This is a genomic window from Bacteroides sp. AM16-24 (assembly GCF_003471885.1).
GTDB lineage: Bacteria > Bacteroidota > Bacteroidia > Bacteroidales > Bacteroidaceae > Bacteroides.
On the sequence record NZ_QRKI01000010.1, the window covers coordinates 178585 to 204629 of the forward strand.

At 44.5% G+C, this 26045-nt stretch carries 18 protein-coding genes; 14 read left to right on the top strand and 4 right to left on the bottom strand.

Going from position 1 to position 26045, the window contains the following annotated elements:
• The first annotated feature begins 65 nt into the window (after positions 1–65).
• From DW182_RS13295 to DW182_RS13315, 5 genes are all read left to right on the top strand, one after another.
• On the top strand, positions 66–617 hold the full coding sequence (locus DW182_RS13295) for an RNA polymerase sigma factor (RefSeq protein ID WP_007209685.1): 552 nt from the start codon (positions 66–68) through the stop codon (positions 615–617).
• Complete coding sequence (locus DW182_RS13300; RefSeq protein ID WP_118295829.1) at positions 604–1740, top strand: outer membrane beta-barrel protein; 1137 nt, start codon at positions 604–606, stop codon at positions 1738–1740. The genes DW182_RS13295 and DW182_RS13300 overlap by 14 nt, the downstream gene beginning before the upstream one ends.
• Before the next feature lie 18 nt (positions 1741–1758).
• Positions 1759–2301 carry a DUF4943 family protein gene (locus DW182_RS13305; protein ID WP_007664823.1) on the top strand — a complete coding sequence of 181 codons (543 nt, stop codon included), beginning with the start codon at positions 1759–1761 and terminating at the stop codon, positions 2299–2301.
• Positions 2302–2313: 12 nt separating this feature from the next.
• Positions 2314–2997: a DUF4858 domain-containing protein gene (locus tag DW182_RS13310; RefSeq protein ID WP_007664821.1), complete on the top strand. Its 684-nt coding sequence runs from the start codon at positions 2314–2316 to the stop codon at positions 2995–2997.
• A gap of 143 nt (positions 2998–3140) precedes the next feature.
• Positions 3141–4082, top strand: a complete 942-nt coding sequence (locus tag DW182_RS13315; protein WP_007664820.1) for a nitronate monooxygenase family protein — start codon at positions 3141–3143, stop codon at positions 4080–4082.
• Positions 4083–4205: 123 nt separating this feature from the next.
• On the opposite strand, the gene gadC is transcribed toward DW182_RS13315, so the two are convergent.
• Positions 4206–5765: a putative glutamine/gamma-aminobutyrate antiporter GadC gene (gadC, locus tag DW182_RS13320; RefSeq protein WP_021967523.1), complete on the bottom strand. Its 1560-nt coding sequence runs from the start codon at positions 5763–5765 to the stop codon at positions 4206–4208.
• Positions 5766–5955: 190 nt separating this feature from the next.
• Here gadC and DW182_RS13325 point away from each other — a divergent pair, with 190 nt between their 5' ends.
• Entirely contained in the window at positions 5956–6684 is a 729-nt protein-coding gene (locus DW182_RS13325; RefSeq protein WP_073314342.1) for a potassium channel family protein, read from the top strand.
• A gap of 738 nt (positions 6685–7422) precedes the next feature.
• On the opposite strand, the gene glsA is transcribed toward DW182_RS13325, so the two are convergent.
• Entirely contained in the window at positions 7423–8388 is a 966-nt protein-coding gene (gene glsA, locus DW182_RS13330) for a glutaminase A (RefSeq protein WP_118295830.1), read from the bottom strand.
• A 66-nt stretch (positions 8389–8454) separates the two neighbouring features.
• Complete coding sequence (locus DW182_RS13335) at positions 8455–9897, bottom strand: glutamate decarboxylase (protein ID WP_007209677.1); 1443 nt, start codon at positions 9895–9897, stop codon at positions 8455–8457.
• 223 nt (positions 9898–10120) lie between these two features.
• Here DW182_RS13335 and DW182_RS13340 point away from each other — a divergent pair, with 223 nt between their 5' ends.
• The 5 genes from DW182_RS13340 to DW182_RS13360 all read left to right on the top strand — a co-directional run bounded on the left by DW182_RS13340 (position 10121) and on the right by DW182_RS13360 (position 18602).
• Positions 10121–11362 carry an MFS transporter gene (locus DW182_RS13340; protein ID WP_007664808.1) on the top strand — a complete coding sequence of 414 codons (1242 nt, stop codon included), beginning with the start codon at positions 10121–10123 and terminating at the stop codon, positions 11360–11362.
• Between the two features lie 125 nt (positions 11363–11487).
• On the top strand, positions 11488–15804 hold the full coding sequence (locus DW182_RS13345; protein ID WP_118295831.1) for a CusA/CzcA family heavy metal efflux RND transporter: 4317 nt from the start codon (positions 11488–11490) through the stop codon (positions 15802–15804).
• Positions 15805–15814: 10 nt separating this feature from the next.
• Positions 15815–16720 (top strand): efflux RND transporter periplasmic adaptor subunit, encoded by a 906-nt coding sequence (locus tag DW182_RS13350; RefSeq protein ID WP_118295839.1) that lies wholly within the window; start codon positions 15815–15817, stop codon positions 16718–16720.
• A gap of 71 nt (positions 16721–16791) precedes the next feature.
• Positions 16792–17829, top strand: coding sequence for a sensor histidine kinase (locus DW182_RS13355; RefSeq protein ID WP_021967069.1), 1038 nt, complete (start codon positions 16792–16794; stop codon positions 17827–17829).
• Positions 17826–18602 carry a LytTR family DNA-binding domain-containing protein gene (locus DW182_RS13360; protein WP_118295832.1) on the top strand — a complete coding sequence of 259 codons (777 nt, stop codon included), beginning with the start codon at positions 17826–17828 and terminating at the stop codon, positions 18600–18602. The genes DW182_RS13355 and DW182_RS13360 overlap by 4 nt, the downstream gene beginning before the upstream one ends.
• A gap of 153 nt (positions 18603–18755) precedes the next feature.
• Here the strand turns inward: DW182_RS13360 and ald are convergent, their stop codons facing one another.
• Positions 18756–19862 (bottom strand): alanine dehydrogenase, encoded by a 1107-nt coding sequence (gene ald / locus DW182_RS13365; RefSeq protein ID WP_007664791.1) that lies wholly within the window; start codon positions 19860–19862, stop codon positions 18756–18758.
• A gap of 501 nt (positions 19863–20363) precedes the next feature.
• Here ald and DW182_RS13370 point away from each other — a divergent pair.
• The 3 genes from DW182_RS13370 to DW182_RS13380 all read left to right on the top strand — a co-directional run bounded on the left by DW182_RS13370 (position 20364) and on the right by DW182_RS13380 (position 25732).
• Positions 20364–22037: a M23 family metallopeptidase gene (locus DW182_RS13370; protein ID WP_117693362.1), complete on the top strand. Its 1674-nt coding sequence runs from the start codon at positions 20364–20366 to the stop codon at positions 22035–22037.
• 148 nt (positions 22038–22185) lie between these two features.
• Positions 22186–23829: a C69 family dipeptidase gene (locus DW182_RS13375; protein WP_118295833.1), complete on the top strand. Its 1644-nt coding sequence runs from the start codon at positions 22186–22188 to the stop codon at positions 23827–23829.
• Positions 23830–23989: 160 nt separating this feature from the next.
• Positions 23990–25732 carry a phospho-sugar mutase gene (locus DW182_RS13380; RefSeq protein ID WP_044534242.1) on the top strand — a complete coding sequence of 581 codons (1743 nt, stop codon included), beginning with the start codon at positions 23990–23992 and terminating at the stop codon, positions 25730–25732.
• Positions 25733–26045 lie beyond the last annotated feature (313 nt).

Sequence of the window (26045 nt, forward strand, 5' to 3'; positions counted from 1 at the left end):
CTACGGAAAGCTGCGTCTAACTAACAAACGACGCGAAGAGGCGTCCGTAAAAAATAGCACTGACATTGGAAAATGAAATAGAACTGATAGAGGGCTGCCGGGCAGGAAAGGATTCCGCACGTAAGGAGCTGTATACCCTTTATTCCAAGCAGATGCTTGCGGTATGCTACCGCTATACGGGCGATGAAGATGCCGCTCATGACGTATTGCACGATGGGTTCATCAAGATCTTTACCCATTTCACTTTCCGGGGCGAATGTGCGTTGGCAACGTGGGTAACAAGAGTAATGGTGACACAGGCAATAGATTATCTGCGAAAGCAGAAGCGTATCACCCAACTGGTGGTAAACGAAGAACAATTGCCTGACATACCCGACGAAGCAAGTATAGCAGATAGCGGTAGCCGCCTCTCTGAACAGCAGTTGATGGCATTTGTGGCAGAATTACCTGATGGATGCCGAACCGTTTTCAACTTGTATGTGTTTGAAGAGAAATCACACAAGGAAATAGCGGAAATGCTTGGGATTAAGGTACATTCATCCACTTCGCAACTGCATCGCGCCAAGAATTTGTTAGCAAAAAGAATTAAAGAATATACAGAGTATGAAAGGAAATGATGAAATAACCGGTTTGTTCCGTAATCGCCTCTCTGGTGCAGAGATGACGGTGCGGGATGGCTTTTGGGAGGAGCTGAAAAGCGACCTGTCAAGAGTTGAAACCGATGCAACCAATACTTCTGCAGCTGTTGCTTTCGGACAGAAGCAGAAACGTTCCGTCCTTACTCCACGCTTCTACCGGGTGGCTGCGGCTGCTTCTGTAGTATTAGTGCTTGGAGCTGCTTCCGCTGCATTCTGGTATTTCTCTCCGAAAGATGAGATTCAGGAAGCATTCACCAAGGTGGCTACGCTGACACCGGAAGGTAACCTGAACGGAGATGTGGTACAGGAAAAATTCCCCTCTATTCATGAGCCTAAACCTACAGCGCAGACTCCGGGACATAAACATCTGGCACCAGCGTCATCCGGTACCATACTTGTTGCGAATGGTGATGATGAAGAGACTGTATCTGTTACTGTTTCCATTACAATTTCCCAACGCGTATATGGCAATCACCACCAAGGTAATGGAATGTATGGTCAAACAGCTTCATCAAGGAATGAAAATAATCATCGTGCCACAACTACTGATCCTACTGCTACAAATTCCAATACAGAATTTGGCTCAGATTCCGATAAAGTACTCCCCGTTACCAATGCGGGTGGTTCTGCTAAAAAATGGGCTTTCAAAGCAGGCATAGGTACATCGTTGCCAAAGGGAGATTTCGGAATGCCGTTCACCGCAGGAGTTTCTGCCGAGCGTCGTTTGAGCAAACATTTTTCTCTGGAGGCAGGTTTGCAATACAACCGTCTTGACGGAGATCATACGATACATACACTGGCTGTTCCGGTGAAACTGAATGCAATACTGGCAAGCAACTCTAGAGTAGATTTTTACGCTACATTGGGTGGTGCTGCCGAGAAATGCATATCCGGAGCCAGGGACAATGGTTTTGAAGCAGAGCCTGTACAACTTTCCGTTGCGGCAGGTCTGGGAGTCCGTTATAAGTTGAACGATCGGATTGCTCTGTTTGCAGAGCCTACGGTATCTCATCATTTTGATACGGATTCGCAAACAAAAATGCTGCGAACGGAACGTCCAACGAACCTTAATCTACTTTGCGGTGTTCGTATGACATATTAACCTTAATACAATGCAACAATGAAAGCAATTTCTAATATACGTGCCGTAATGGCCATTTTGATATTCTTCTTTTCTCTTTCTTTTGTGTCATGCACGGAAGAGACGTTGGACTACAATAATCCTGACGTGGATTTATTCGTTAAGCAACTGAAGGCCGGAAAATATTCTGTTGAAAGTCCGGAAGGGCTGAACACTATCCCTCGGTTTACTGTTGATGACATAGGGGACTTGTTGAAGTATGCCGAAGATTTGACGGTAATTCCTTCTTTTCCGCTGGCTCCGGTTTCTTATTCCGCAGGTGGTAAGCTTCGTTTAGGTGAATGTATCTTGTGGACAGTAGAAACAATCCGTCTGGGGCAGAATGCTTCGATGGGATGCAAAATGGTACATGCGGATGCAGAGAATTATGAAGGCATTTACTTCTTGTCGGATGATGAAGTTTTGGATGCTTCTGCCCGTTATCGCCGCTGGTGGGAAAACCGCAAATACCCTCGTACGATGTGGACCATAGATCCTTGTTATGATGAACCGCTTTGTGGAAGCGGATATATGTGGTGGTAAGAAAATAAATAAATGAGAATATATTGCACTATAATCGGACTGCTTTTAGTAGTAGTCCTTCCCGTTTGCGCCCAGAACTGGACACCTCAGGACTCTCTGCGATTGCGCCGTCTATTGGACGGAGAAGGAGAGATTAAGCTGAATCCGGAAGTACTGAAAGAAATGGGAGTACAGGAGCCTCTGGGCAAACAACAGATGTCGCTGGAAAGACAATGGCTGGATTTCAATACAACACTTCCCGAAATACCAAATACACCGAAGAAGAAAGTTATTCTTACCTTGCGTCCATATACAGCAAATACGAAGTATAACTGGGATCCGGTGTATCAGAAGAAAATTAAAATAGATAAGAACACGTGGAGAGGAGATCCTTTTTACGAACTTAAAATGCTTCGTATTTATTCTGATTGGGCGAAGACTCCTTTAGAAAAGGGTATCCGTAAAAGCATAGATGAGATAGAAGCAACCGGATTGCGTTATCGAGTGACGGAACGTGCAAATAATATGGCCGTGGGTAGCTGGCAGGGTGCCAGTGGCGGTTCGGGATTCTCCGGTGATTTTATGACACCTTTTACAAAAGAATTCTGGAATGTCAAAGGACGTAAGCGCCGTGCCCGTACTCTGGAAGTGCTCCGTGCATACGGGGACTCGACTACAGTGTTGATTAAAGAGCCTGTCAAGGCGATTAAAAATTAGGATTTGTATAATTTGTACATCTGGCGATACCTATGTTGTAAATTCATATTTTTGGCTGTGTTTTTTATTACAATTCGTCTTTTCTTCCGAACCTTTCATACATTTTTCTTGTTTCTTCCTAATAATCCCTAAACGGAAAAACTATGAACAGAATTACTTCCCTTTTCGGAATTCAATATCCAATAATCCAAGGTGGTATGGTTTGGTGCAGTGGCTGGCGCTTGGCGTCGGCAGTAAGTAATGCGGGTGGATTGGGCTTGCTTGGAGCAGGTTCTATGCATCCTGAAATGTTACGTGAGCATATCAGTAAATGCCATGCTGCTACACATAATCCTTTTGGAGTCAATATTCCATTGATGTATCCGCAGATTGAAGAAATCATGCAGATAGTGGTAGAGGAAGGAGTCAATATAGTTTTCACTTCCGCCGGAAGCCCTGCCAAATGGACGGGATGGCTGAAAGAGCGGGGAGTGACAGTGGTGCATGTGGTCAGTTCTTCCCGCTTTGCGATGAAAGCCGAAGAGGCGGGTGTGGATGCTGTTGTTGCTGAAGGCTTCGAGGCCGGCGGGCATAACGGAAGGGAAGAGACTACCACTTTGTGCCTGATACCTGCCGTGCGTGCCGCTACTACCTTACCATTGATTGCTGCTGGAGGAATTGCTACGGGTGAGGCTATGCTTGCTGCACGGGTGTTGGGAGCAGAAGGAGTACAAATAGGTACGCGTTTTGCATTGACTCAGGAAAGTTCAGCTCATGAATATTTCAAGGAATATTGTTTGCGTTTGCAGGAGGGGGATACCCGGCTACTGTTGAAGAAGCTTGCTCCGGTACGTTTGGTGCGGAATAATTTCCGTGACGCTGTAGAGGCAGCCGAAGCCGTGGGGGCTACACAAGATGAACTTCGTATTCTTCTGGCTCATGGACGTGCCAAGAAAGGGATTTTCTATGGAGACCTGGAAGAGGGAGAACTGGAGATTGGCCAGGCCTCTGCACTGCTTTACGGTAAACAGATAGAGACGGTTGCTGAGGTGATGCAGGAACTGACGGAAGGATATAGAAGAGCGTGGGATGCGCTAAAGGAATAAGAATTTAGCTATATGAGACGACGAAATGCGTCCCAAACAAACCACTTTCTTACCGTCCAAAATAAAAAATGGGGCTGTACGTCAATCTGTACAGTCCCATTTTTATGTTTTCCGATTACGCCCCTATGATTTAGGTGTACCGGAATTATTTGTTGTACTAGTTGGATTTACGGTAGGATTTGCAGTTGGTGTTGCCGTAGCTGTGCTTGTTGTGCTTGCTGCAACTTTTGGTTGTTCTTCCCAATGGAAGGGCTCAAAGTTAGTGTTCGGATCAACCCAAGTCGGTTTCTTGCAAGCGTAAATGATGAACGGAGCTGCCACTACAACAATGGCACCGATAATCAATACGGAGAACCAAACTGTATTGCTACCCGTTGAAATCTGACTGGGCGGGATAAAGCTCAGGATGAATGCCAACAGAGAACCACAGAAACCGAGTCCGCCGATGAACCACATCAAACCGTTACCACCCTTACCGATACGGAACGGACGGTTCAACTTCTTCATCTTGTAACGCAATACGATAGCTCCTGTAAACATCAACATATACATGATAAGGTAAAGAACTACTGTCAACTGTGACAGGATCTGATAGAAACTCTGTACGGAAGGCATTACTACGAACAAGAGGCTCAATACTGTTACAGCACCACCTTGTACGAACAGGATGTTCTTCTGTACACCCAGTTTGTTTGTCTTCTGGAAGAACGGGGGCATGTAACCTGCCTTACCTACGGCAAAAATACCTTTGGACGGACCGGCAACCCAAGTCAATACACCTGCCAGCACACCGAATGCAAGAGCGATAGCGATGATCGGTGATAACCAGGAAGCATGGATGTACTTGAAGTAATTGTCGAAACCAACCAGCAAGCTTTGTGTCAGACTGATGTCTTTGGCCGGAATGATAACACCCAGTGCGAAAGTACCCAGCACGAAAATGATAACTGTGATAGCTGCACCGATAAATACTGCTTTCGGATAATTCTTGGAGGGATTTTCTATATCCTTAACGTGGATACCGCCCATTTCCATACCGGCATAAAAGAGGAAGATACTTGCGGCGAGTACGACGTTGTCGAAGTTCGTCAGATCGGGGAAGAAGCTGCTGTGGAAGTCCAAATTGGAGTGTCCGCCTGTAGCCAGATAAATGATACCTAGGATAATCAGCAAGGCTGCCGGGATAATGGTACCAACCATACCACCGACTTTGGCAACTTTACCTACCCATCCCATACCTTTCAATGAGATGAAAGTGGCGAGCCAATAGATGATGAGCACTACGGCGAGTGTGTAGTACTTGTTACTTGCCAACGACATATCGTGCGCGTCGTTCATTCCGATGAAGGCGATGGATACGGCACCGAATGTCAATACGGTGGGGTACCAGATGGTACTTTCAATCCATTGCACCCAGATGGCAAGGAAACCGAGCCGCTTACCGTAGGCTTCGCCTACCCAGCGGAACACACCACCTTGTTTGTCCTGGAACATCGCAGCCAATTCCGCAGCGACAAGTGATGTCGGTATAAGGAATACGATAGCTGCAAATAAATAGTAAAAGGCCGAACTCATTCCGTACACGGCCTCGGCAGGTAGTCCACGTAGGGATACTACTGCTGTTACATTCATGATTGCGAGGGTGAACACACCCAGCTTCACTGTTTGTTTAATATTTGCCATAAGTTAAGGTTTTAGGTGAAAAATATGTTTTAAAATCAGTCTCTATAACAACGACCCGGTAGAGTTGTTTTCGGGGATAAAGTGAAAGTTGGTAAATTAACACTTAAACAAATGTCTTGTGCAAGACGTTTTAGGGCAATCAGACAGAAATCAGTAATATATTAAATCAGAATAAATAATAGGTATTATTATGAAAATGGCTCTTTCAGAATTTGCATTACGAGAGAAGGGAATTTATGGTGTCTTACACATTGTGATTCTGTTACTTTCGTTGTTTTTAGTGGTTAGTATTTCAGTAGATACATTCAAGGGTATTCCTTTCTATACTCAGACGGTATTTATGAAGGTTCAGTTTGCGGTGTGCGTATTGTTTTTGCTGGACTTCATTCTGGAGTGGTTTTTAGCAAAGCATAAAGGACGTTATTTTGCCACTCACTTCGTTTTTCTTCTGGTAGCTATCCCTTACCAGAGCATTATTTCCTGGGCCGGATGGACGTTTTCCGAAGAAATCACTTACCTATTGCGTTTTATTCCTTTAGTGCGCGGTGGTTATGCATTGGCCATTGTGGTGGGGTGGTTGACGTATAATAAGGCATCTGGTCTGTTTGTTACCTACCTGACGACTTTGCTTGCTACGGTTTATTTCTCCAGTCTGGCTTTTTATGTTATGGAGCATGGGGTGAATACATTGGTTACAGGCTATGGGGATGCCTTGTGGTGGGCGTTTATGGATGTAACGACTGTTGGTTCCAATATTATTGCTGTGACGGTGACGGGGCGTGTACTGTCAGTTCTGCTGGCAGCATTGGGGATGATGATGTTTCCGATATTTACGGTGTATGTGACGAGTCTGGTGCAGAGGAGGAACCAGAAGAAACAAGAGTATTATAAGGAGTTGCAGGGAGGGGATATAAAGTAATGTTGTGTGTGTGTACTTTTTCTTTCGGCTTGTCCCGAAAGAAAAAGATACCAAAAAGAAAGGGACCCCGGCTACGTCTCCGGTGCTACTCCGACACTGCCATTCGCAGACGGGGCTCGAACTCGCTTCGCTCAAACAGATCGCCCCTTACCTGCGCCTGACAGTGCCTACGCTTACGCACCTGCGCCTATGCCGGAGGGCTGCGCGGTGGTAGGAGTTTGTGTTTGTACGGAAATGAGATAGATTACTGATGAGGTTTTGTTAGTTTGTTGATAATCAACAGATAATATTTACCGATTGTTTACTGCCTAATGTAAAAGCATTTACTGCCGTATGTAACGACCTTTACCACTTATTGTAACGCTCTTTACCTCGGTATGTAACGACCTTTACCTCGGCATGTAAATGGAGTTACTGTGTGGGGTTAACAAAGTTACCATTTGGGGTAAACAGAATTTCCATAATAGGAAGTGACTTACTTTACGCCGCATGGTCTCCCGACCTCACTGTAGGTACGTAGGCGTAGGTGCTGTCAGACGCAGGTAAGGGGCGATCTGTTTGAGCGAAGCGAGTTCGAGCCCCGTCTGCGGATGGCAGTACCGGAGTAGCACCGGAAGTGCAGCCTTGAGTTTTTCTTTTGGTATCTTTTCTTTTGTCTCAAGACAAAAGAAAAGTACAAGCGCCGCCTATCCTCTCCGGACTGACGACGCCTTTTATTTATGAAAAAGAGAGATTGTCTTATTCTACAATAGTCACACGGTCACCATTGAACACGCCCAAACCCAATTTGTTCATGATATACTTGATGGCGAGTTGTGATTTAACAGAATTCCCTGCTTCGTCCAAAGGAGGTGCAAATGCTGCTGCGCCGAATACACCGGGCAGTACAGACATAACTCCACCACCTACACCGCTCTTGGCAGGTATACCGGCAGTGTACATCCAGTCACCTGAATGTTCGTAGAAACCTACGGTAGAAATCATGGAAGTAATCTTCGGAGCTAATGAAGCTTCAAACACTTCTTTCTTGGTGACAGGGTTTACACCACTGTTGGCGATGGTTCCGGCAGCAATCGCCAGTTGTCCGGCAGTGATACCTAATGAACATTGACGAGTGTACAGGTCGAGTGCCATATCCGGATTATCGTAGATACGGTTGTAGTTCTTCAGTAACCATGCAATAGAGCGGTTGTTGAAGTTCGTAGCCGTTTCCGACTTATACAGCTCATCAATCAATTGTGGAGTTGAACCGCACAAATCAGTAATATTCTGAACGATAGCTTCCCATTTCTTATCCGAATTACCCACAGGTTCAACCATGGAACATGCTGAGATGGCACCCGCATTTACCAATGGTGTAGAAGGGTGATCATTCTCTAGCAAAATGGCGATGATTGAGTTGAAAGGTAATCCTGTAGCATCTGCACCAATCATATCCAGTACCTTCTGTGCTCCGTATTGACGGAGGATAAGGATGGCTGTATGTACTTTGGAAACAGATTCTATACCGAAACGGTAGTCAGTGTCACCTATATTAATGGTTTGTCCGTTCATCAGACAGATGCTGATGCCGAACAGATTCTTGTCGATGTTGGCAAGGTAGGGGATGTAATCGGCATTTTTTCCCCCGGTGTTACCCTTTACCTGTTCATAGGCTTCCTGGGCAACCTCTTTTAGTTGAGAGATTGAAATCTTTTTATCCATAAGTTTTCTTTTTAGAATTGACAAGGGGACGAGTTGGCTTGTCCCCTTGTTGATTGGTTCCCTTAATTATTTCGCTGCTTTGTGAGCTTTACAACCGTGATTGAACACTTTAGCTTCTACCGGCAAGTTCTTTTCCTGAGCCATGCGGGTAGGAGTAGGATAATCCAATTTCTCCAGTTCAGTGATAGCATTCTTGATGTCGCCCAGCAACATGTCTGCCATGTCGCGGCTGAAGCCCTGGCGTACTACTACACGCATTACGACGTAGTCGTCCAGTTTAGAAGGCAGGGTATAAGCCGGTACCATCCAACCATGTTGCGACAGTTTATCTTGAAGGTCGTACAACGTCCATTTAGCATTCTTGGCGTACTCCGGTTTCATGTACCAGATGAACAACGGGTTCACCACTTCTTCTGAATAGTTGACGAACGGTTCCATCTTGGCGATTTCATCATGGATATACTTCGCAATGGTCAGCGAATTATACTGCACTTCTTTGTATCCCTGGAATCCTAAGCGAATGAATTGGTAGTACTGGCCCAGGATTTGAGCAGCAGGACGGGAGAAGTTCAAGCCGACCTGAGTAATGTTAGCACCGAGGTAGTTTACGCTGAATGACATTTCTTCGGGCAGATATTCTTTGCCTTTCCAGCAAACCCAACCCAGACCCGGATAAACGAGACCGAATTTATGTCCGCTGACACTGATAGAAAGAACCCACTTCAAACGGAAGTCCCATTTCGTTTCAGGATAGAGGAACGGCAGGATGAAACCACCACTGGCAGCATCTACATGGATAGGAATATCGTAACCGGTCTTGGCGTTGTAAGCATCGAGAGCTTTGTCCAGTGCTTCTACGTCATCGTTCAGTCCGGTCCATGTCACACCCTGAATAGGTACGATACAAATGGTGTTTTCATCACACATCTTCAATGCTTCTTCCGGATCAAGAGTAGTCTTGTCAAGGGTCAAAGGCACTTCACGCATTTCAATCTGCCAGAGCTGGGCGAACTTTTCCCATACTACCTGGAAACCGGTTGAGATAACGAAATTAGGTTTATCGAACGGTTTGCCTTGAGCCTGGCGTTTCTTGCGCCAACGCAGCCAAGCTGCCACGCCACCCAACATACATGCTTCACTTGAACCAATGGCCAGCGCACCTGTTTTCCAAGTATCCTTTTCAGGAGAGTTCCACAAGTTTGCTACGATGTTGATACATTTTCCGTTCATCACGGCGATACGGGGATATTCCGTTTCGTCAATGTAGTTGATGTTGATCGCCTCGTTCATCAGCTTGGTGGCATAGTCGTCCATATAAGTGGTAACGAATGTAGCCAGATTCAGACGGGGTTGAGTTTGAGCGAAAGTTTCGTCTTTTACCATCTGATAAGCAATCTCGGGAGTAGTAGGTCCGTCAGGGATCTTCTCTACCGGAGAGGGTTGCAACATTCTGTTTGATCCAAACACTTCTGTTTTGGCATCACCTTTTCTGAAATTTACATCTTCCATTTTACTAATTGTTTTAGTTTAGGTTTAGGCGGCGAGGATTTTCCCCGTCGAATTTCCCAGAACAACGGCGTTTGCAGAGGAAAGTTCCGACGTTTTACATATTTTGGCGTTTATTAAACAGTTACGGGCTACAACAGTTACGAGCTACAGAGCTATTTGAACTTTCTATAACCATAATTGTTTCTCTTGCACTATTTCAAACCCTATAAATATATATGTGTATATGAAAATCAATACCGGCCGGGGAACCATTCCTCTTATTACATTGATCGGCATCTGGTCTATTTCTGCATTGACCTCTTTGCCGGGATTGGCTGTTTCTCCTATTTTGGGACAGCTTTCCACTATTTTTCCGGATGCTTCGGAACTGGATATTCAGATGCTTAGTTCTTTACCGTCGTTATTGATTATACCTTTTATTTTGTTGGCGGGCAAGTTGGCTGAGAAACGCGACTTTGTCCGTCTGTTACGCGCGGGGCTCTGGATGTTCGCCGCGAGCGGGGTGCTGTACCTGTTTTCCACAAAAATGTGGCAATTAATAGCTGTCAGCGCCCTGCTGGGAATTGGTGCGGGACTGATTATTCCGCTTTCTACCGGATTGATATCCCGTTATTTTACAGGAACCTATCGGGTAAAGCAGTTTGGATACAGTTCCGCCATTACAAATGTTACGCTGGTGGTGGCAACCGCTGTTACCGGCTATCTGGCAGAAGTGAATTGGCATCTGCCTTTCCTGGTCTATTTACTACCTTTGGTAGCCATCATACTCACTATCCATCTGAAAGACGAAAATATGGGTGGTGAAGCACAAGTAACGTCATCGGATAAATCTCCTGCCGATACTTCTTCATCGGTAGAAACGGCTGCTCCCGCTATCCCCGGTAAGTATGGTATTCATGTCCGTCATCTGCTGCAACTGATGCTTTTCTACGGGCTTACCACTTATATCGTATTGATCGTGACGTTCAACCTTCCGTTCCTGATGGAGGCACATCACTTTTCCAGTGGGAACTCGGGGATGATGATTTCCCTCTTCTTCCTTGCTATCATGGCACCCGGTTTCTTTCTGGGGCATGTTGTAAAGTATCTGAAGGAAAAGACGAAGTTTTACAGTCTGCTGTGTATTGCACTGGGGTTGGCACTGATATGGATTTCCCCCAAAGAATGGCTGATCATACCGGGCTGCATACTGGTAGGATTGGGCTATGGGGTTATCCAACCGTTGATTTATGATAAAACGGTGGATACGGCTGTTCCCCAGAAAACCACGCTGGCACTGGCTTTTGTGATGGCAATGAACTACCTGGCTGTGCTGCTTTGTCCGTTTATTGTAGATTTCTTCCAATCATTGTTTCATGTACGTTCGCAGGAGTTTCCATTTATCTTTAACCTTTGTATTACGATACTTGCATTGATATGGGCATATAGGAGGAAGAAAGATTTTCTGTTTGGGGATAAGCTGTAAATCGCTAGTTTCACTTCAATGACTGATATCGACGGTTGAATAGCTAAAATAGCCGGTTCAGCATATAGTCACTCTGTGTATAATTCGGATAGTTTACTTTTGTGCAAAAACCAAAAGTATAAAACATGTTCGACGCTATCCTTCGATTCTCAGTAAAGAAGAAGCTTTTTGTGGGGCTTACCACTTTGTTTCTTTTGATTGGTGGAATTTATTCCATGTTGACACTTCCTATAGATGCTGTTCCGGATATTACAAACAATCAGGTACAGATTGTAACCGTGTCACCAACTTTGGCTCCACAAGAGGTGGAGCAACTTATCACAATGCCCGTGGAAATCGCCATGAGCAATATCATGAATGTCACTGAAATCCGTTCCGTCTCCCGTTTCGGGCTGTCGGTGGTGACGGTAGTCTTTAAAGAGAGTGTACCTACTCTGGATGCCCGCCAGCTGGTGAACGAGCAAATACAGAGTGTGGCTGGTGAGATTCCTTCCGAGTTGGGTATGCCCGAAATGATGCCTATCACCACCGGGCTGGGCGAGATATACCAATATGTATTGAAAGTGGAGCCGGATTATGAAGATAAATATGATGCTATGGAGCTTCGTACCATTCAGGATTGGATTGTGAAACGGCAATTGTCAGGTATTCCAGGAATTGTTGAGATAAACAGTTTCGGAGGCTATCTGAAACAATATGAAGTAGCGGTTGATCCGGATGTACTTTTCTCTCTCAATATCACCATCGGAGAGGTGTTCGAAGCTTTAAATAAGAATAATCAGAATACGGGTGGCAGCTATATCGAGAAAGTAAATCGTGCTTATTATATTCGTTCCGAAGGAATGATAAGCCGCATTAAAGATGTGGAACAGATAGTAGTAGCTAATCGTAATGGTATTCCTATCCGTATCAGTGACATTGGTACAGTACGCTTCGGAGCACCCAAACGTTTCGGAGCCATGACAATGGACGGCAAGGGCGAATGTGTGGGTGGCATTGCCATGATGCTGAAAGGAGCCAATGCCAATGTCGTAACCGGAGAACTGGAGAAAAGGGTGGAAAAGATACAGAAGATATTGCCGGAAGGTGTTACTATCGAGCCTTATCTGAACCGCTCTGAATTAGTGAACCGCAACATTTCTACTGTTATCTACAATCTGATAGAAGGCGCGATCATCGTATTTCTGGTATTGATTGTTTTTCTGGGCAATGTACGTGCTGGACTGATTGTGGCTTCCGTCATTCCATTAGCAATGTTGTTTGCATTCATTCTGATGCGTATCTTTAATGTTTCTGCCAACCTTATGAGCTTGGGGGCGATAGATTTCGGTATTGTTGTCGATGGCTCCATTGTTATATTGGAAGGTATATTGGCGCATATTTACAGTAAGAAGTTTAAAGGACGTACTTTATCGGCAAAAGAAATGGATGCGGAAGTAGAGAAAGGTGCTTCGAGTGTGGTACGGTCTGCGACATTTGCTGTATTCATCATTCTGATCGTCTTTTTTCCTATACTGACGTTGACAGGAATAGAAGGGAAGTATTTCACACCGATGGCTAAAACCTTGGTATTTTGCATTATCGGTGCTCTGTTCTTATCATTGACTTACGTTCCGATGATGGCTTCCCTGTTCCTGAACCATCATATTGTGACAAAACCGACTTTTGCTGATAAATTCTTTGAAGCACTGAATAAACTCTATGCCCGTGCCTTGTCATTTTGCTTACGCTTTAAGTGGCAAACTGTTGCAACTGCGTTTGTGGCTCTGGTTATTTCTCTCTTTCTTTTCACCCGTCTGGGAGCGGAGTTTATTCCTACGTTGGATGAAGGGGATTTTGCCATGCAGATGACGCTTCCGGCCGGCAGTTCGTTGAGCGAAAGCATCGAAGTATCCAATGAAGCGGAGAAACTCCTGATGGATAAACTCCCGGAAATAAAACATGTGGTAGCCAAAATAGGTACGGCGGAAGTTCCGACAGACCCGATGGCAGTGGAAGATGCCGACGTAATGATTGTCATGAAGCCTTTTAAGGAGTGGACCAGTGCTGCCAGTCGTGCCGAAATGGTAGAGAAGATGAAAGAGGCTCTTGAACCGTTAGCTAACCGTGCAGAGTTTAATTTCTCCCAACCTATTCAACTTCGTTTTAATGAGTTGATGACAGGAGCCAAAGCAGATATTGCTGTTAAACTTTATGGAGAAGATGCACATGAACTCTATCAGAAGGCAAAAGAAGCTGCTGCTTTTGTAGAAAAGGTACCTGGGGCATCGGATGTGATTGTAGAACAGACAATGGGGTTGCCTCAGTTGGTAGTAAAGTATAATCGTGGAAAGATTGCCCGCTATGGTATCAATATAGAAGAATTGAATACTATTATTCGTACAGCCTATGCCGGAGAGGCTAGTGGAGTAGTCTTTGAAAATGAGCGTCGCTTTGACTTGGTGGTTCGTCTGGATCAGGATAAAGTGGCTGATTTGAATCTGGATAAACTCTTTGTCCGTTCCAATGAAGGCATTCAGATACCGGTCAGTGAGGTAGCTACCATTGATTTGGTGAATGGTCCGTTACAGATTAACCGGGATGCAACCAAACGTCGTATTGTAATCGGGGTCAATGTGCGTGGAGCGGATATTCAGCAGGTGGTGCAGGATATACAGAAGACGCTGGACAAGAATATTCAATTAAAGCCCGGATATTATTTCGAATATGGCGGACAATTTGAGAATTTGCAGAATGCCATCAACACTTTGCTGGTTGTTGTACCGGTAGCTCTGATGCTGATTCTGTTACTATTGTTTTTCGCTTTCAAGAATGTTACTTATACATTGGTGGTGTTCTCTACCGTGCCTCTTTCATTGATTGGCGGTATTCTGGCACTATGGCTACGCGGTCTTCCATTCAGCATTTCGGCGGGAGTAGGCTTCATTGCCCTCTTTGGTGTAGCGGTTCTCAATGGTATTTTAATGATTAATCACTTTAATGATATAAGAAAAGAAACTATGTATGCTCTTTCTACCAGACGGGTGATTGCCCGTGGAACCGCTCATTTGTTGCGGCCTGTTTTCTTGACAGGACTGGTTGCTTCCTTGGGATTTGTTCCTATGGCCATTGCCACCTCGGCCGGCGCCGAAGTGCAGCGTCCGTTGGCTACTGTAGTTATTGGCGGGCTGATTGTATCTACTGTATTGACACTGCTTATTATTCCTGTTTTCTATCAGATTGTAAGCTATACAGTGGTATGGAAACACCGTTTCTCTGCGAAAAAGTTCTTGTTCTTCTTTCTGTTGTTGGCTGTTATGTTGCCCTTTACGGCGAAAGCTCAGGAGAAAGTGACGATGGAGCAGGCTATAGAACTGGCAAAGCAGAACCATCCCCGTTTGAAAATAGCTTCTGCGGCAATCCGCCAGGTAAAGGCGGGCAGGGGAGAAGTTTTGGAATTGTCTCCTACCGAGATGAACTATTCATGGGGACAACTGAATGGTGAACTTAGAAAAGACAAGCAGTGGGAAGTAACCCAAGGCTTAGGCTCTTTGTTGACTCCTTTTTATAAGAATGCTTTGGTGAACAGGCAGGTTGAAACGGGGACTTTCTACCGGCAGATCGCTGAAAAAGAAGTGGTGGCGGAAGTGAAGCGGGCATGGGCATATTATCTGTATGCTTGCAATCTTCGTGCCTTATACAGTGACCAGAACAAATTGGCCGGGCAATTACAGCGTATGGGTGAGTTGCGTTATCAGCAGGGAGAAATAACTTTGCTGGAGAAAAACATGACCACCAGTATGGCTGTGGATATGAAGAATCGCCTTTTTCAGGCACAAGAAGAGGAAAAACTGGCTTTGTCACGCCTGAATTGGGTCTGTTATGCAGACCGGCCATTGATTCCGGCAGATACGGCATTGGTACAATTTCCGGTAGATTATCAGGTGCCGTCTTTTTCGGAAGTCCATCTGAATTATTTTCAGAGTCAGGCTAATGAGGCTAAAGCACAATTGAATGTGGAGCGAAGCCGATTTTTCCCTGAACTTTCCTTCGGTTACGTACGTCAGGATATACTTCCACTGAAAGGATTGAATTCGTGGATGGTTGGAGTTTCCTTTCCGGTTTATTTCTTGCCGCGGCATAGCAAGATAAAGCAAGCGAAAGTGGCTGCCGTCATAGCAAGAACTGAAGCTGAGGCTAATACACAGAATCTATATAACAAAGTTTCGGAAGCTGTTGCCAGTTTGCGCCGCCAGTCTGAAAGTCTGCGCTATTATACAACATCGGCATTGAAAGAAGCGGATGAACTGTTGAAGGTGGCCAACCTGCAGTTGCAACATAGCGAAACTAATATAACTGAATTTATACAAGCCGTTAATGTGGCGCGTGACATTCGTCGCGGATACCTCGAAACGGTATATCAATACAATATAGCAGCCCTTGAATACGAACTTTTTAAATAGAATGATGACGATGAAAAAGATAACTTTCCCCTTAATTCTGCTGGTGCTGACAGCATGCGGCGAGAACAAAGAAGTACAACCGGCAGAAGAGGCTACTGCTGTTGCCGTAGCAGAAAACGTGACAGATAGCATTCAGGTAGATGTTATCACTTCAGCTACTTCTAAACCCAATCAGGTATCATTTAACGGTACAATGGTTATTCCTCCACAACGGATGGCGACGGTTTCGCTTACGATGGGTGGGGTTATTAAAAGTACTTCTTTGTTGTCCGGTGAACCTGTACGGCAAGGGAGTGTATTGGCTACTCTGGAAAATCCCGACTTTATAACTTTACAACAGACATATCTGGACAGTCATGCACAGACTGAATTTCTGGAAGCGGAATACCTTCGCCAGCAAGCTCTTTCTGCCGAACAAGCAGCCTCCCAAAAGAAACTTCAGCAAAGCAAGGCAGATTACCTTTCAATGAAAAGCCGTGTGGAGGCGGCAGCTGCACAGTTGAAATTACTGGAAGTGGAACCTGAAGTCTTGCTGAAGGAGGGTATTCAACCTTTTTTGCAGATTAAAGCTCCGATCAGTGGCTATGTGGCAGATGTAAAAATGAATGTCGGTAAATATATGAATGTAGGAGATGCCCTTTGTGAAATAGTAGATAAAAGTCGGACTTTACTCAGATTGACAACCTATGAAAAGGATCTGGCAGATATGAAAGTGGGAAATCCGGTACAATTTCGTGTAAACGGAATGGGAAAAACAGTATTTAAGGCTACTTTGATATCTATCGGGCAGAAAGTGGATGAAGATACACGCTCTGTTGAAGTCTATGCCAGGGTAGATACTGTGGACAATCAATTCCGTCCCGGTATGTACGTCACAGCAAGGATTATGAAAGAGCAGGCTTCGGCTGAACAATAAGGTTCCTTATCTTTGAAAAAATAAGGATGTGATGGAATAAAATGTATCTTTGTATGTAAAATACTGCAAGCATGAAAAACCGGTATACTCTGTTCATACTCATCGTTTCCATTTCCGTGGCAACATTGATTCATTTTCCGGAATTGGTTTCTCTCTTTGATGTCTTCGAGAGCCAGACACTGTTTCCGGGCATGAGGCCTGCTGATGTGGCAAGTGAAGTGTTTTTCACTTTCATCTCTCTTGTGATTCTGTTTGAGGTGAACATTTTGCTGTTCCACTTTAACCAGCCGGCTGTAAAAATTACCTGGCAGAAGATGATATTGTCATTGATACTGACTTGGATTTTAAGCAGTTTGTTAGGGAAATGTTTTGTATTCCTGCATCACACTTTCGATATTCCGGCCATTGATGCCATGGTACATCATTATCTGCATCCTCTGCGTGATTTTATAATAACCTGTACCGTATCGGGAAGTTGCTATATATCCTACCTTATCCGGCGCCAGCAGGAAGTCGTTATAGAAAACCAACAATTGCAGGCCGAGAACATCCTGAACCAGTATGAGGCTTTGAAGAATCAATTGAATCCGCACATGCTTTTTAACTCTCTGAATACTCTCCGGTCACTGGTACGCGAAGACCAGGATAAAGCACAGGAATACATTCAGGAACTTTCCCGTGTTTTGCGCTACACCTTGCAGGGAAATGATTCGAAAAGTGTGTGTGTGAAGGATGAAATAGAATTTGTGTCGGCTTATATCTTTTTGTTGAAGATGCGTTTTGAAGATAATCTCTCTTTTGATATTTGTATTGATAATAAATATGCCAATTATTATTTGCCTCCTATGGCAGTCCAGATGCTGATAGAGAATGCAGTGAAACATAATGAAATAAGCGACAGGCATCCATTGAATATCCGTATTTATACCGAAGGGGAAGAATTAATCGTTACCAATCCGGTGCAGCCTAAACTGACTGTTACTACCGGAACTGGCATAGGACTGGCAAATCTTGCAAAACGCTATTATTTGCTTTACAAGCGGGAGATACAAATCAGCGAGAACGAGCAGTTTACCATACGTATTCCTTTAATACCGAGTGTTTCATGAAAGTAATTATTATAGAAGATGAGAAAGCGGCAGTTCGCAACCTGAAAGCTTTGTTACAGGAAGTGAAGCCGGAAGTGGAAGTAGAGGCTGTTTTGGACAGTATTGCAGCTGTGTTGGATTGGTTTGCCGTACATTCTATGCCGGATATGCTCTTTATGGATATTCATTTAGCTGACGGATCAGCCTTTGAAATCTTCGATCATGTAGATATTACCTGCCCTATTGTTTTCACTACGGCCTATGATGAATATGCTCTTCGTGCGTTCAAAGTGAACAGTGTGGATTATTTGTTGAAGCCTATTGGAAAGAGTGATATTGAGAAGGCTTTCCATAAGTTGGAGCAGTTGCATGGTTCGGAACAAGGGAAATCCCCTGACAATGCTTTGTTGCAATTAATTCATTCGCTGAAAAAGCAGGAAAGTTATAAAACGCATTTTCTCATTCCGGCGAAGGGTGACAAGTTGCTACCGGTTTCGGTGGATATGATTCTGCTGTTTTATATTCAGGACTGCAAAGTGAAGGTGGTTCTTGCCGATGGTAAGGAATATACATTTCCACAAACACTGGATGAAATAACAGAGTGTATCGATCCATCCCTGTTCTTCCGTGTCAACCGGCAATTTCTGATTTCCCGTGAGGCTATCAAGGATATTGATTTATGGTTCAACAACCGTCTGTCTATTAATCTTCGTTGTAAGGTATCGGATGAAAAAGTGCTGGTAAGCAAGGCACGTGTGCAGGAGTTTAAGGATTGGTTTTCCAAAACACATTGAGCATGTCGTGAAGAATTACAGGGAGAAAAAGGACATAAAATAATGTGCCAATCAATTCAACCGACGTTACATGAGCTACAAGCTACAAGTTACAAGTACTTTGCAGCGTGATAGCGCAGCCACTCGTAGTTCGTAACTTGTAGCTCGTATCTATTACCACTCTATCGGTTCATATTCCAGTCCGAATACATCCGCTACAGCTTTATAAGTAACTTTACCTTCTACTACGTTCAGTCCTAGTGCCAGAGCGGGATCGCCTTTACATGCTTTTTGCCAGCCTTTGTCTGCCAATGCCACGGTATAAGGTAGTGTGGAGTTCGTCAGTGCCATAGTTGAAGTGAATGGCACTGCTCCCGGAATATTAGCTACCGCATAGTGTACGATGCCATCCACTACATACGTTGGTTCACTGTGGGTGGTAGGATGAGAGGTTTCAAAGCATCCGCCCTGATCTATGGCAACATCCACGAGAACGGTTCCCGGTTTCATCAGCTTCAGCATATCTTTGGTAATCAGATGTGGAGCTTTATCTCCCGGAATCAGTACGGAACCAATCACGAGGTCTATGTTAGGCAGTTCCATCCTGATGTTATGCATAGAAGAATATAGAGTTTTTACATTCTTTGGTAACACTTCGCTAAGGTAGCGCAGGCGTGTCAGATTAATATCGGTGATCAGTACTTCCGCACCCATTCCGGCAGCCATCTGTGCAGCATTGGTTCCTACTACACCGCCCCCCAGAATTAATACACGTGCAGGACGAACGCCGGGTACACCACCCAGTAATTTCCCTTTTCCGCCTTGCGGCTTTTCCAGGAAACGGGCACCTTCCTGTGTAGCCATACGTCCGGCTACTTCACTCATGGGAGTGAGCAATGGGAGAGAGTGGTCTTCTTTCTCTACGGTTTCGTAAGCGATGCAGATGCCACCGCTCTCTATCATGGCTTCGGTAAGTATCTTATCGGCGGCGAAGTGGAAATAGGTAAATACCACTTGCCCCTTTTTAATCAGTTTGTACTCGGGGGCGATAGGTTCTTTCACCTTTACAATCATTTCAGCTGCGGCATACGTAGCTTCGATGGTTGGCAGCATTTTCGCACCCACTGCAGTGTACTCTTCATCAGGAAAACCGCTGTTTGTACCGGCAGACGCCTGTACATACACTGTATGACCTCTTTTCACCAACTCGGCTACTCCGGCAGGGGTCATTCCTACACGGTTCTCGTTGTTTTTGATTTCCTTAGGTACTCCGATAATCATAACCTTACAATTTTAATTGGGGGTTAAACATGTCGCAATGTAGCGATTTCCGTGTTTCGATGTACTTTGAGAGTAGGTGTTTTACAACAGTATTTTTATACAGGTTTTAATCTGAAATAATCGGATGCCCGCTGAGTTTCAATATTTTGCTCAGGAGGTTGTTCATGTATGAATATGAAATGATTAGTGCCTGTACCAGTCATATTTTTTTTCCTGGTCATCTGTTTTATTCTCTTTTTGCAGTTGCTTTTGTGCCTTGTGTAAACGACGTATGGTGATAATCATTATTATAAAGCCTATGGCAATAAGTATTGCTAAAACAAGGCATGTGTAGGTGAAAGTTGTATGGGTCATTGATGTTTATATAAGTGTTTATTATATAGTTTGCGTTGCAAAGATATGTCTTTTGGGGAATTATGCAAGTACAATTATGATATTTATTGCGGCAAAGATGGGGATATTTTTTATCTTTGCCTGCGTTTAAAAACAAAGATTACACCTATGAATAGATATACCAAATCTACTATATATTTATCTTTTTTATTTTTGTTCGGTGGGGTGCAGATTCCTGCCGCTGTTCATGCACAGGATGCTACCTTTACTCCGCCTTTCGATTTCCCCATTACTTTTTCCGGGAACTTCGGTGAAATACGTGCCAATCACTTTCATGGCGGACTGGATTTTAAAACAGGAGGCACTATCGGTAAGCCGGTGCATGCCTTGGCCGAAGGATATATTTCGCGTATCCGTGTCACACATGGTTCGGGTTATGTGCTTGATGTAGCCTATAATAACGGATATAAAACCATCAACCGACACCTTAGTACTTTTGTGGGCGATGTAGCCCGTAGGGTAGAAGACTTGCAATATGAAAAGGAGTCATGGGAAGTGGAGATTACACCCGAACCGGGTGAATATCCTGTAAAGGCAGGGCAAGTTATCGCTCTGAGTGGTAACACCGGTTATTCTTTCGGTCCACACCTGCACTTGGATGTGTTTGAGGCGGATACGGACGATTATATCGACCCGTTGCCCTTCTTTAAGAAGAAAGTGAAAGACAATACGGCTCCTCGTGCCGAAGGCATTATGCTCTTTCCACAGCCGGGCAGGGGAGTAGTGGGAGGAAATCAGAGGCATCAGGCTTTTCCACTTAATCCCAAACAGCCGATTACTGCCTGGGGACTGATAGGATCAGCTATTCGTGCCTATGATTATATGGACGGAGTGAGCAATCGTTATGGAGTACATACTGTCATTCTGGAAGTAGATAGTGTGGAAGTATTCCGTAGTGTGGTAGACCGTTTCTCGGAAAACGAAAACCGGATGATAAATTCGTGGACGTATGGGCAGTATATGAAGTCTTTCATCGAGCCTGGAAATACATTGCGCATGCTGCATGCTCCCAATGGCAACCGGGGGTTGATTGAGATCAATGAAGAACGTCCCTATCACTTTGTTTATACGCTGAAAGATGCATTGGGAAACACTTCAAGAGTGCGTTTCACCGTACATGGAAAGCGTACGGAAATAAAACCTGTGGAATACCGGGAGAAATATGTTTTTCGCTGGGATAAGGTGAATATTCTGCAAGAACCTGGCTTGAATCTGATCATCCCCCGAGGTATGCTCTATGACGACGCATACCTGAATTATACTGTACGGGCTGATAGTGGGGATATCGCTTTCACCTATCAGTTGAATGATACACGCATACCTCTGCATGGCCGTTGCGAATTGAGTATCGGACTGCGTCATCGTCCGTTAGAAGATACGACGAAATATTACGTGGCAGGTGTGAGCAGCCGTGGCAAGAAGTATAATATCGGTGGCAGATATGAAGATGGTTTTATGAAAACTACTATCCGTGAATTGGGTACTTACACTGTTGCCATTGATACCGTACCGCCTAAAATTACTCCGCTTAATCCGAAACAATGGGGAAGTACAGGGCGTATCGTATTCAAAGCAAAAGATGAAGAGACTGGTATCAGCAGTTACCGCGGAACCATAGATGGCAAGTATGCCTTGTTTGGTAAACCCAATTCTATCAGTGGGAATCTGGTGTGCAAGCTCGACCCGAATCATGTAAAAAAGGGAGGCAAGCATGTTGTGGAGATGACTGTAACGGATGGATGCGGGAATCAGACAACAGAAAAGTTTGAGTTTGTCTGGTAAATAACCCTGTGTCTGAACTTTGTCATCTCCGTACCATCTCCGTGTCTATAACTACGGACTTGACACGGAGTTGGTACGGAGATGATACGGACTTGGTAGGTAGCTGCTTGTATGCGACATTTGATTTAATAATTAATATAACTGAAGTATGAAAAGTAAAAGACTGACTCTTTCCGTCTTAGGTATGGTAGTAGCCGTGGCAAATGCATTGGCTTGTACCAATCTTATTGTAGGTAAAAATGCCTCTACAGACGGTTCTACCATCGTTTCTTATTCTGCCGACTCCTACGGGTTGTTCGGTGAGTTATATCATTATCCTGCCGGTGTACATAAGAAAGGCACTCTGATGGATGTGCATGAGTGGGATACCGGCAAATATCTGGGCCGGATAGAGCAAGCTCGCCAGACTTACAATGTTATTGGTAACATCAACGAATTCCAGCTTACCATTGCCGAGACTACTTTTGGAGGTCGTCCGGAATTGGTGGATACTACCGGTATTATTGATTACGGTAGTCTGATTTACCTGGGATTGCAACGTGCCCGTACTGCCCGTGAAGCCATTAAGGTGATGACCGATCTTGTACAGGAATACGGCTATTACAGCAGTGGTGAGTCTTTCACTATTGCCGATCCTAATGAGGTCTGGATTATGGAAATGATAGGTAAAGGCCCTGGTGTGCGTGGTGCCGTATGGGTAGCTGTACGTATCCCGGATGATTGCATCTCTGCTCATGCCAACCAGTCCCGTATCCATCAGTTCGATATGAACGACAAGAATAATTGCCTTTATTCTTCCGATGTGATTTCTTTTGCCCGCGAAAAAGGTTACTTTACCGGCGTGAATAAGGATTTCAGTTTTGCAGATGCATACGCTCCTCTGGATTTCGGTGCACGTCGCTACTGTGAAGCCCGTGTATGGAGCTATTTCAATATGTTTACCGACCGTGGAGAAGAATTTCTTCCGTATATAGAAGGTAAAACCGATCAGCCAATGCCGCTTTATCTGAAAGCAAACCGCAAAATCTCCGTACAGGATGTGAAGAATGCCATGCGCGACCATTATGAAGGTACTCCGCTGGATATTAGCAAGGATTTCGGTGCAGGCCCTTACCACACACCTTATCGTCTTTCTCCACTTTCTTTCAAGGTGAACGACCAGGAATATTTTAATGAACGTCCTATTTCTACCCAGCAATCCGGTTTTGTTTTTGTATCTCAGATGCGTTCTTCTATGCCCGACGCTATCGGTGGTGTACTTTGGTTCGGTACGGATGATGCCAATATGACGGTGTTCACACCTGTATATTGCTGCACGGATAAAGTGCCTGTATGCTACTCACGCGTAGATGGCGCCGACTATATCACTTTCTCCTGGAATTCTTCTTTCTGGATTTTCAATTGGGTGGCGAATATGGTTTATCCTCGCTATGATCTGATGATTGAGGATGTACGTGCAAGCCAGTCGGAGATGGAAACTACTTTCAATGATGCGCAGGAAGGCATTGAATCAGCGGCATCCAAACTATATGCCAAAGATCCCGCCCAGGCAAAAGCATTCCTGACTAACTATACGAATATGACCGCCCAAAGTACACTCGATACCTGGAAGTGTCTCGGTGAATTCCTTATCGTAAAATACAATGATGGTGTAGTGAAGCGTATGAAAGATGGTAAGTTCGAACGTAATTCCATCGGTCAGCCGGCAGGTGTGATACGTCCCGGATACCCGAAAGAATTCCTGGAAGAGTATGTTAAACAAACCGGTGACCGCTATAAAATGCCGGAATAATGCCCTGTTGCAGATTTCACAGGAACTTCATTTCTCCTGTGAAATCTGTACAATACAGTGTAAATCTTTCATGAAAATGTAGGATATTTGAACTTATTCGCCTACATTTGTGTCTTACAAATAACAGATATATTTTAACCTCTAAAATAACAATAATTATATGGAGAATCAGGAACTTATCAAACAGGTAACTGAGAAAGCCCAGAGATGGCTCACCCCGGCATACGATGCCGAAACTCAGGCGGAAGTGAAACGCATGTTGGAGAACGAAGATAAAACCGAACTGATAGATTGCTTTTATAAGGATTTGGAATTCGGAACGGGTGGTTTGCGCGGCATCATGGGCGCAGGAACCAATCGTATGAATATTTACACGGTAGGTGCTGCTACACAGGGACTTTCTAACTATCTGAACAAGTGCTTCAAGGATAAAGAGCAGATTTCTGTGGTGGTAGGTTATGACTGCCGCAACAACAGCGACAAGTTTGCTCAGATTTCTGCAGATATCTTCTCGGCAAACGGTATCAAAGTATATCTCTTCGATGATTTGCGTCCTACACCGGAAGTTTCTTTTGCTATCCGTCACTTCGGTTGCCAAAGTGGTATTAATATCACTGCAAGCCACAATCCGAGAGAGTACAACGGTTATAAGGCTTATTGGGATGATGGTGCACAGGTACTTGCTCCGCACGATACCGCTATCATCGATGAAGTAAATAAGGTGACTGTTGCCGACATTAAGTTTAAAGGTAACAAAGACCTGATTCAGACTATCGGTGCTGATGTGGATAAGATCTATCTGGATATGGTTCATTCCATTTCTATCGATCCGGAAGTGATCAAGCGTCAGAAAGATCTCAGCATTGTTTATACTCCGCTGCATGGTGCAGGTCGTGTTTTGATTCCTGCCTCTCTGAAAGAATGGGGATTTGAAAATGTAAATTGTGTACCTGAGCAGATGGTGAAGGATGGTAATTTCCCGACAGTGGTATCTCCAAATCCGGAAAATGCTGAGGCACTTTCTATGGCTATCGCTTTGGCGAAGAAGATCGATGCTGATATCGTAATGGCCAGCGACCCCGATGCTGACCGTGTAGGTATGGCTTGTAAAGATGATAAGGGTGAGTGGGTACTTATTAATGGTAACCAGACTTGTCTGATCTTCCTGTATTATATCATCAAGAACCGTATTGCAATGGGTAAGATGCAGCCGAATGACTTCATTGTGAAGACCATTGTAACTACTGAATTGATTAAGGCTGTAGCTGATAAGAATAAGATTGAAATGCGTGATTGCTACACTGGTTTTAAGTGGATCGCACGTGAAATCCGTTTGAGCGAAGGTAAGCAGCAATACATCGGTGGTGGTGAAGAGAGCTATGGCTTCCTGGCAGAAGACTTTGTTCGTGATAAAGATGCCGTTTCTGCTTGCTCACTGCTTGCTGAGATCTGTGCATGGGCTAAGGACCAGGGCAAGACATTGTATGACGTGCTGATGGATATCTACGTAGAGTATGGTTTCTCTAAAGAAACGACTGTAAACGTAGTGAAACCCGGTAAGAGCGGTGCAGATGAAATCAAAGCCATGATGGATAATTTCCGTGCTAACCCGCCGAAGGAAATCGGAGGTTCACCTGTTAAACTGATTAAGGATTATAAGACGTTGAAGATTACTGATGCCCAGGGAAAGGTTAGTGAACTGGATATGCCGGAAGCTTCAAATGTGCTGCAATACTTCACAGAAGACGGTACAAAGATTTCTGTTCGTCCGTCGGGTACTGAACCGAAAATTAAGTTCTATATTGAGGTGAAGGGTGAAATGGGTTGCCCGAAATGCTATGCCAGTGCTGATGCGGAAGCAGAAGAGAAGGTGGTAGCAGTACGCAAGTCACTCGGTATTTGAGAAAGATAAACTGCTGATAGGCAGAAGGGAAGGTGTAATCCTGCGAAGGGTTGCACCTTTTCTGTTTTTTATCCGTTAGCGTGGACATTCTTTCCGCTTTAAGGTTCTTTTGCTTTCTTTAAGTCAACTCTGAAATCATTCTCTGTTAAATGCCGTTTTATATGCAACGTATGAACCTAACCTAAACCTTAGTTAATAGCCATCAGGATGGTAAAAGGGGATTTTGGCAATTAGTGGCGTAAGAACGTTTTCAATAGTGAAAGCACCAGTTGATATAAATTGCCATTATCCTCTTTTGTTTCTGATGGATATA

Coding starts and splice junctions, on each gene's coding strand:
- DW182_RS13300 (WP_118295829.1), top strand. CDS start 604: ATGAAAGGAAATGATGAAATAACCGGTTTGTTCCGTAATCGCCTCTCT.
- DW182_RS13305 (WP_007664823.1), top strand. CDS start 1,759: ATGAAAGCAATTTCTAATATACGTGCCGTAATGGCCATTTTGATATTC.
- DW182_RS13310 (WP_007664821.1), top strand. CDS start 2,314: ATGAGAATATATTGCACTATAATCGGACTGCTTTTAGTAGTAGTCCTT.
- DW182_RS13315 (WP_007664820.1), top strand. CDS start 3,141: ATGAACAGAATTACTTCCCTTTTCGGAATTCAATATCCAATAATCCAA.
- gadC (WP_021967523.1), bottom strand. CDS start 5,765: ATGGCAAATATTAAACAAACAGTGAAGCTGGGTGTGTTCACCCTCGCA.
- DW182_RS13325 (WP_073314342.1), top strand. CDS start 5,956: ATGAAAATGGCTCTTTCAGAATTTGCATTACGAGAGAAGGGAATTTAT.
- glsA (WP_118295830.1), bottom strand. CDS start 8,388: ATGGATAAAAAGATTTCAATCTCTCAACTAAAAGAGGTTGCCCAGGAA.
- DW182_RS13335 (WP_007209677.1), bottom strand. CDS start 9,897: ATGGAAGATGTAAATTTCAGAAAAGGTGATGCCAAAACAGAAGTGTTT.
- DW182_RS13340 (WP_007664808.1), top strand. CDS start 10,121: ATGAAAATCAATACCGGCCGGGGAACCATTCCTCTTATTACATTGATC.
- DW182_RS13345 (WP_118295831.1), top strand. CDS start 11,488: ATGTTCGACGCTATCCTTCGATTCTCAGTAAAGAAGAAGCTTTTTGTG.
- DW182_RS13350 (WP_118295839.1), top strand. CDS start 15,815: ATGAAAAAGATAACTTTCCCCTTAATTCTGCTGGTGCTGACAGCATGC.
- DW182_RS13355 (WP_021967069.1), top strand. CDS start 16,792: ATGAAAAACCGGTATACTCTGTTCATACTCATCGTTTCCATTTCCGTG.
- DW182_RS13360 (WP_118295832.1), top strand. CDS start 17,826: ATGAAAGTAATTATTATAGAAGATGAGAAAGCGGCAGTTCGCAACCTG.
- ald (WP_007664791.1), bottom strand. CDS start 19,862: ATGATTATCGGAGTACCTAAGGAAATCAAAAACAACGAGAACCGTGTA.
- DW182_RS13370 (WP_117693362.1), top strand. CDS start 20,364: ATGAATAGATATACCAAATCTACTATATATTTATCTTTTTTATTTTTG.
- DW182_RS13375 (WP_118295833.1), top strand. CDS start 22,186: ATGAAAAGTAAAAGACTGACTCTTTCCGTCTTAGGTATGGTAGTAGCC.
- DW182_RS13380 (WP_044534242.1), top strand. CDS start 23,990: ATGGAGAATCAGGAACTTATCAAACAGGTAACTGAGAAAGCCCAGAGA.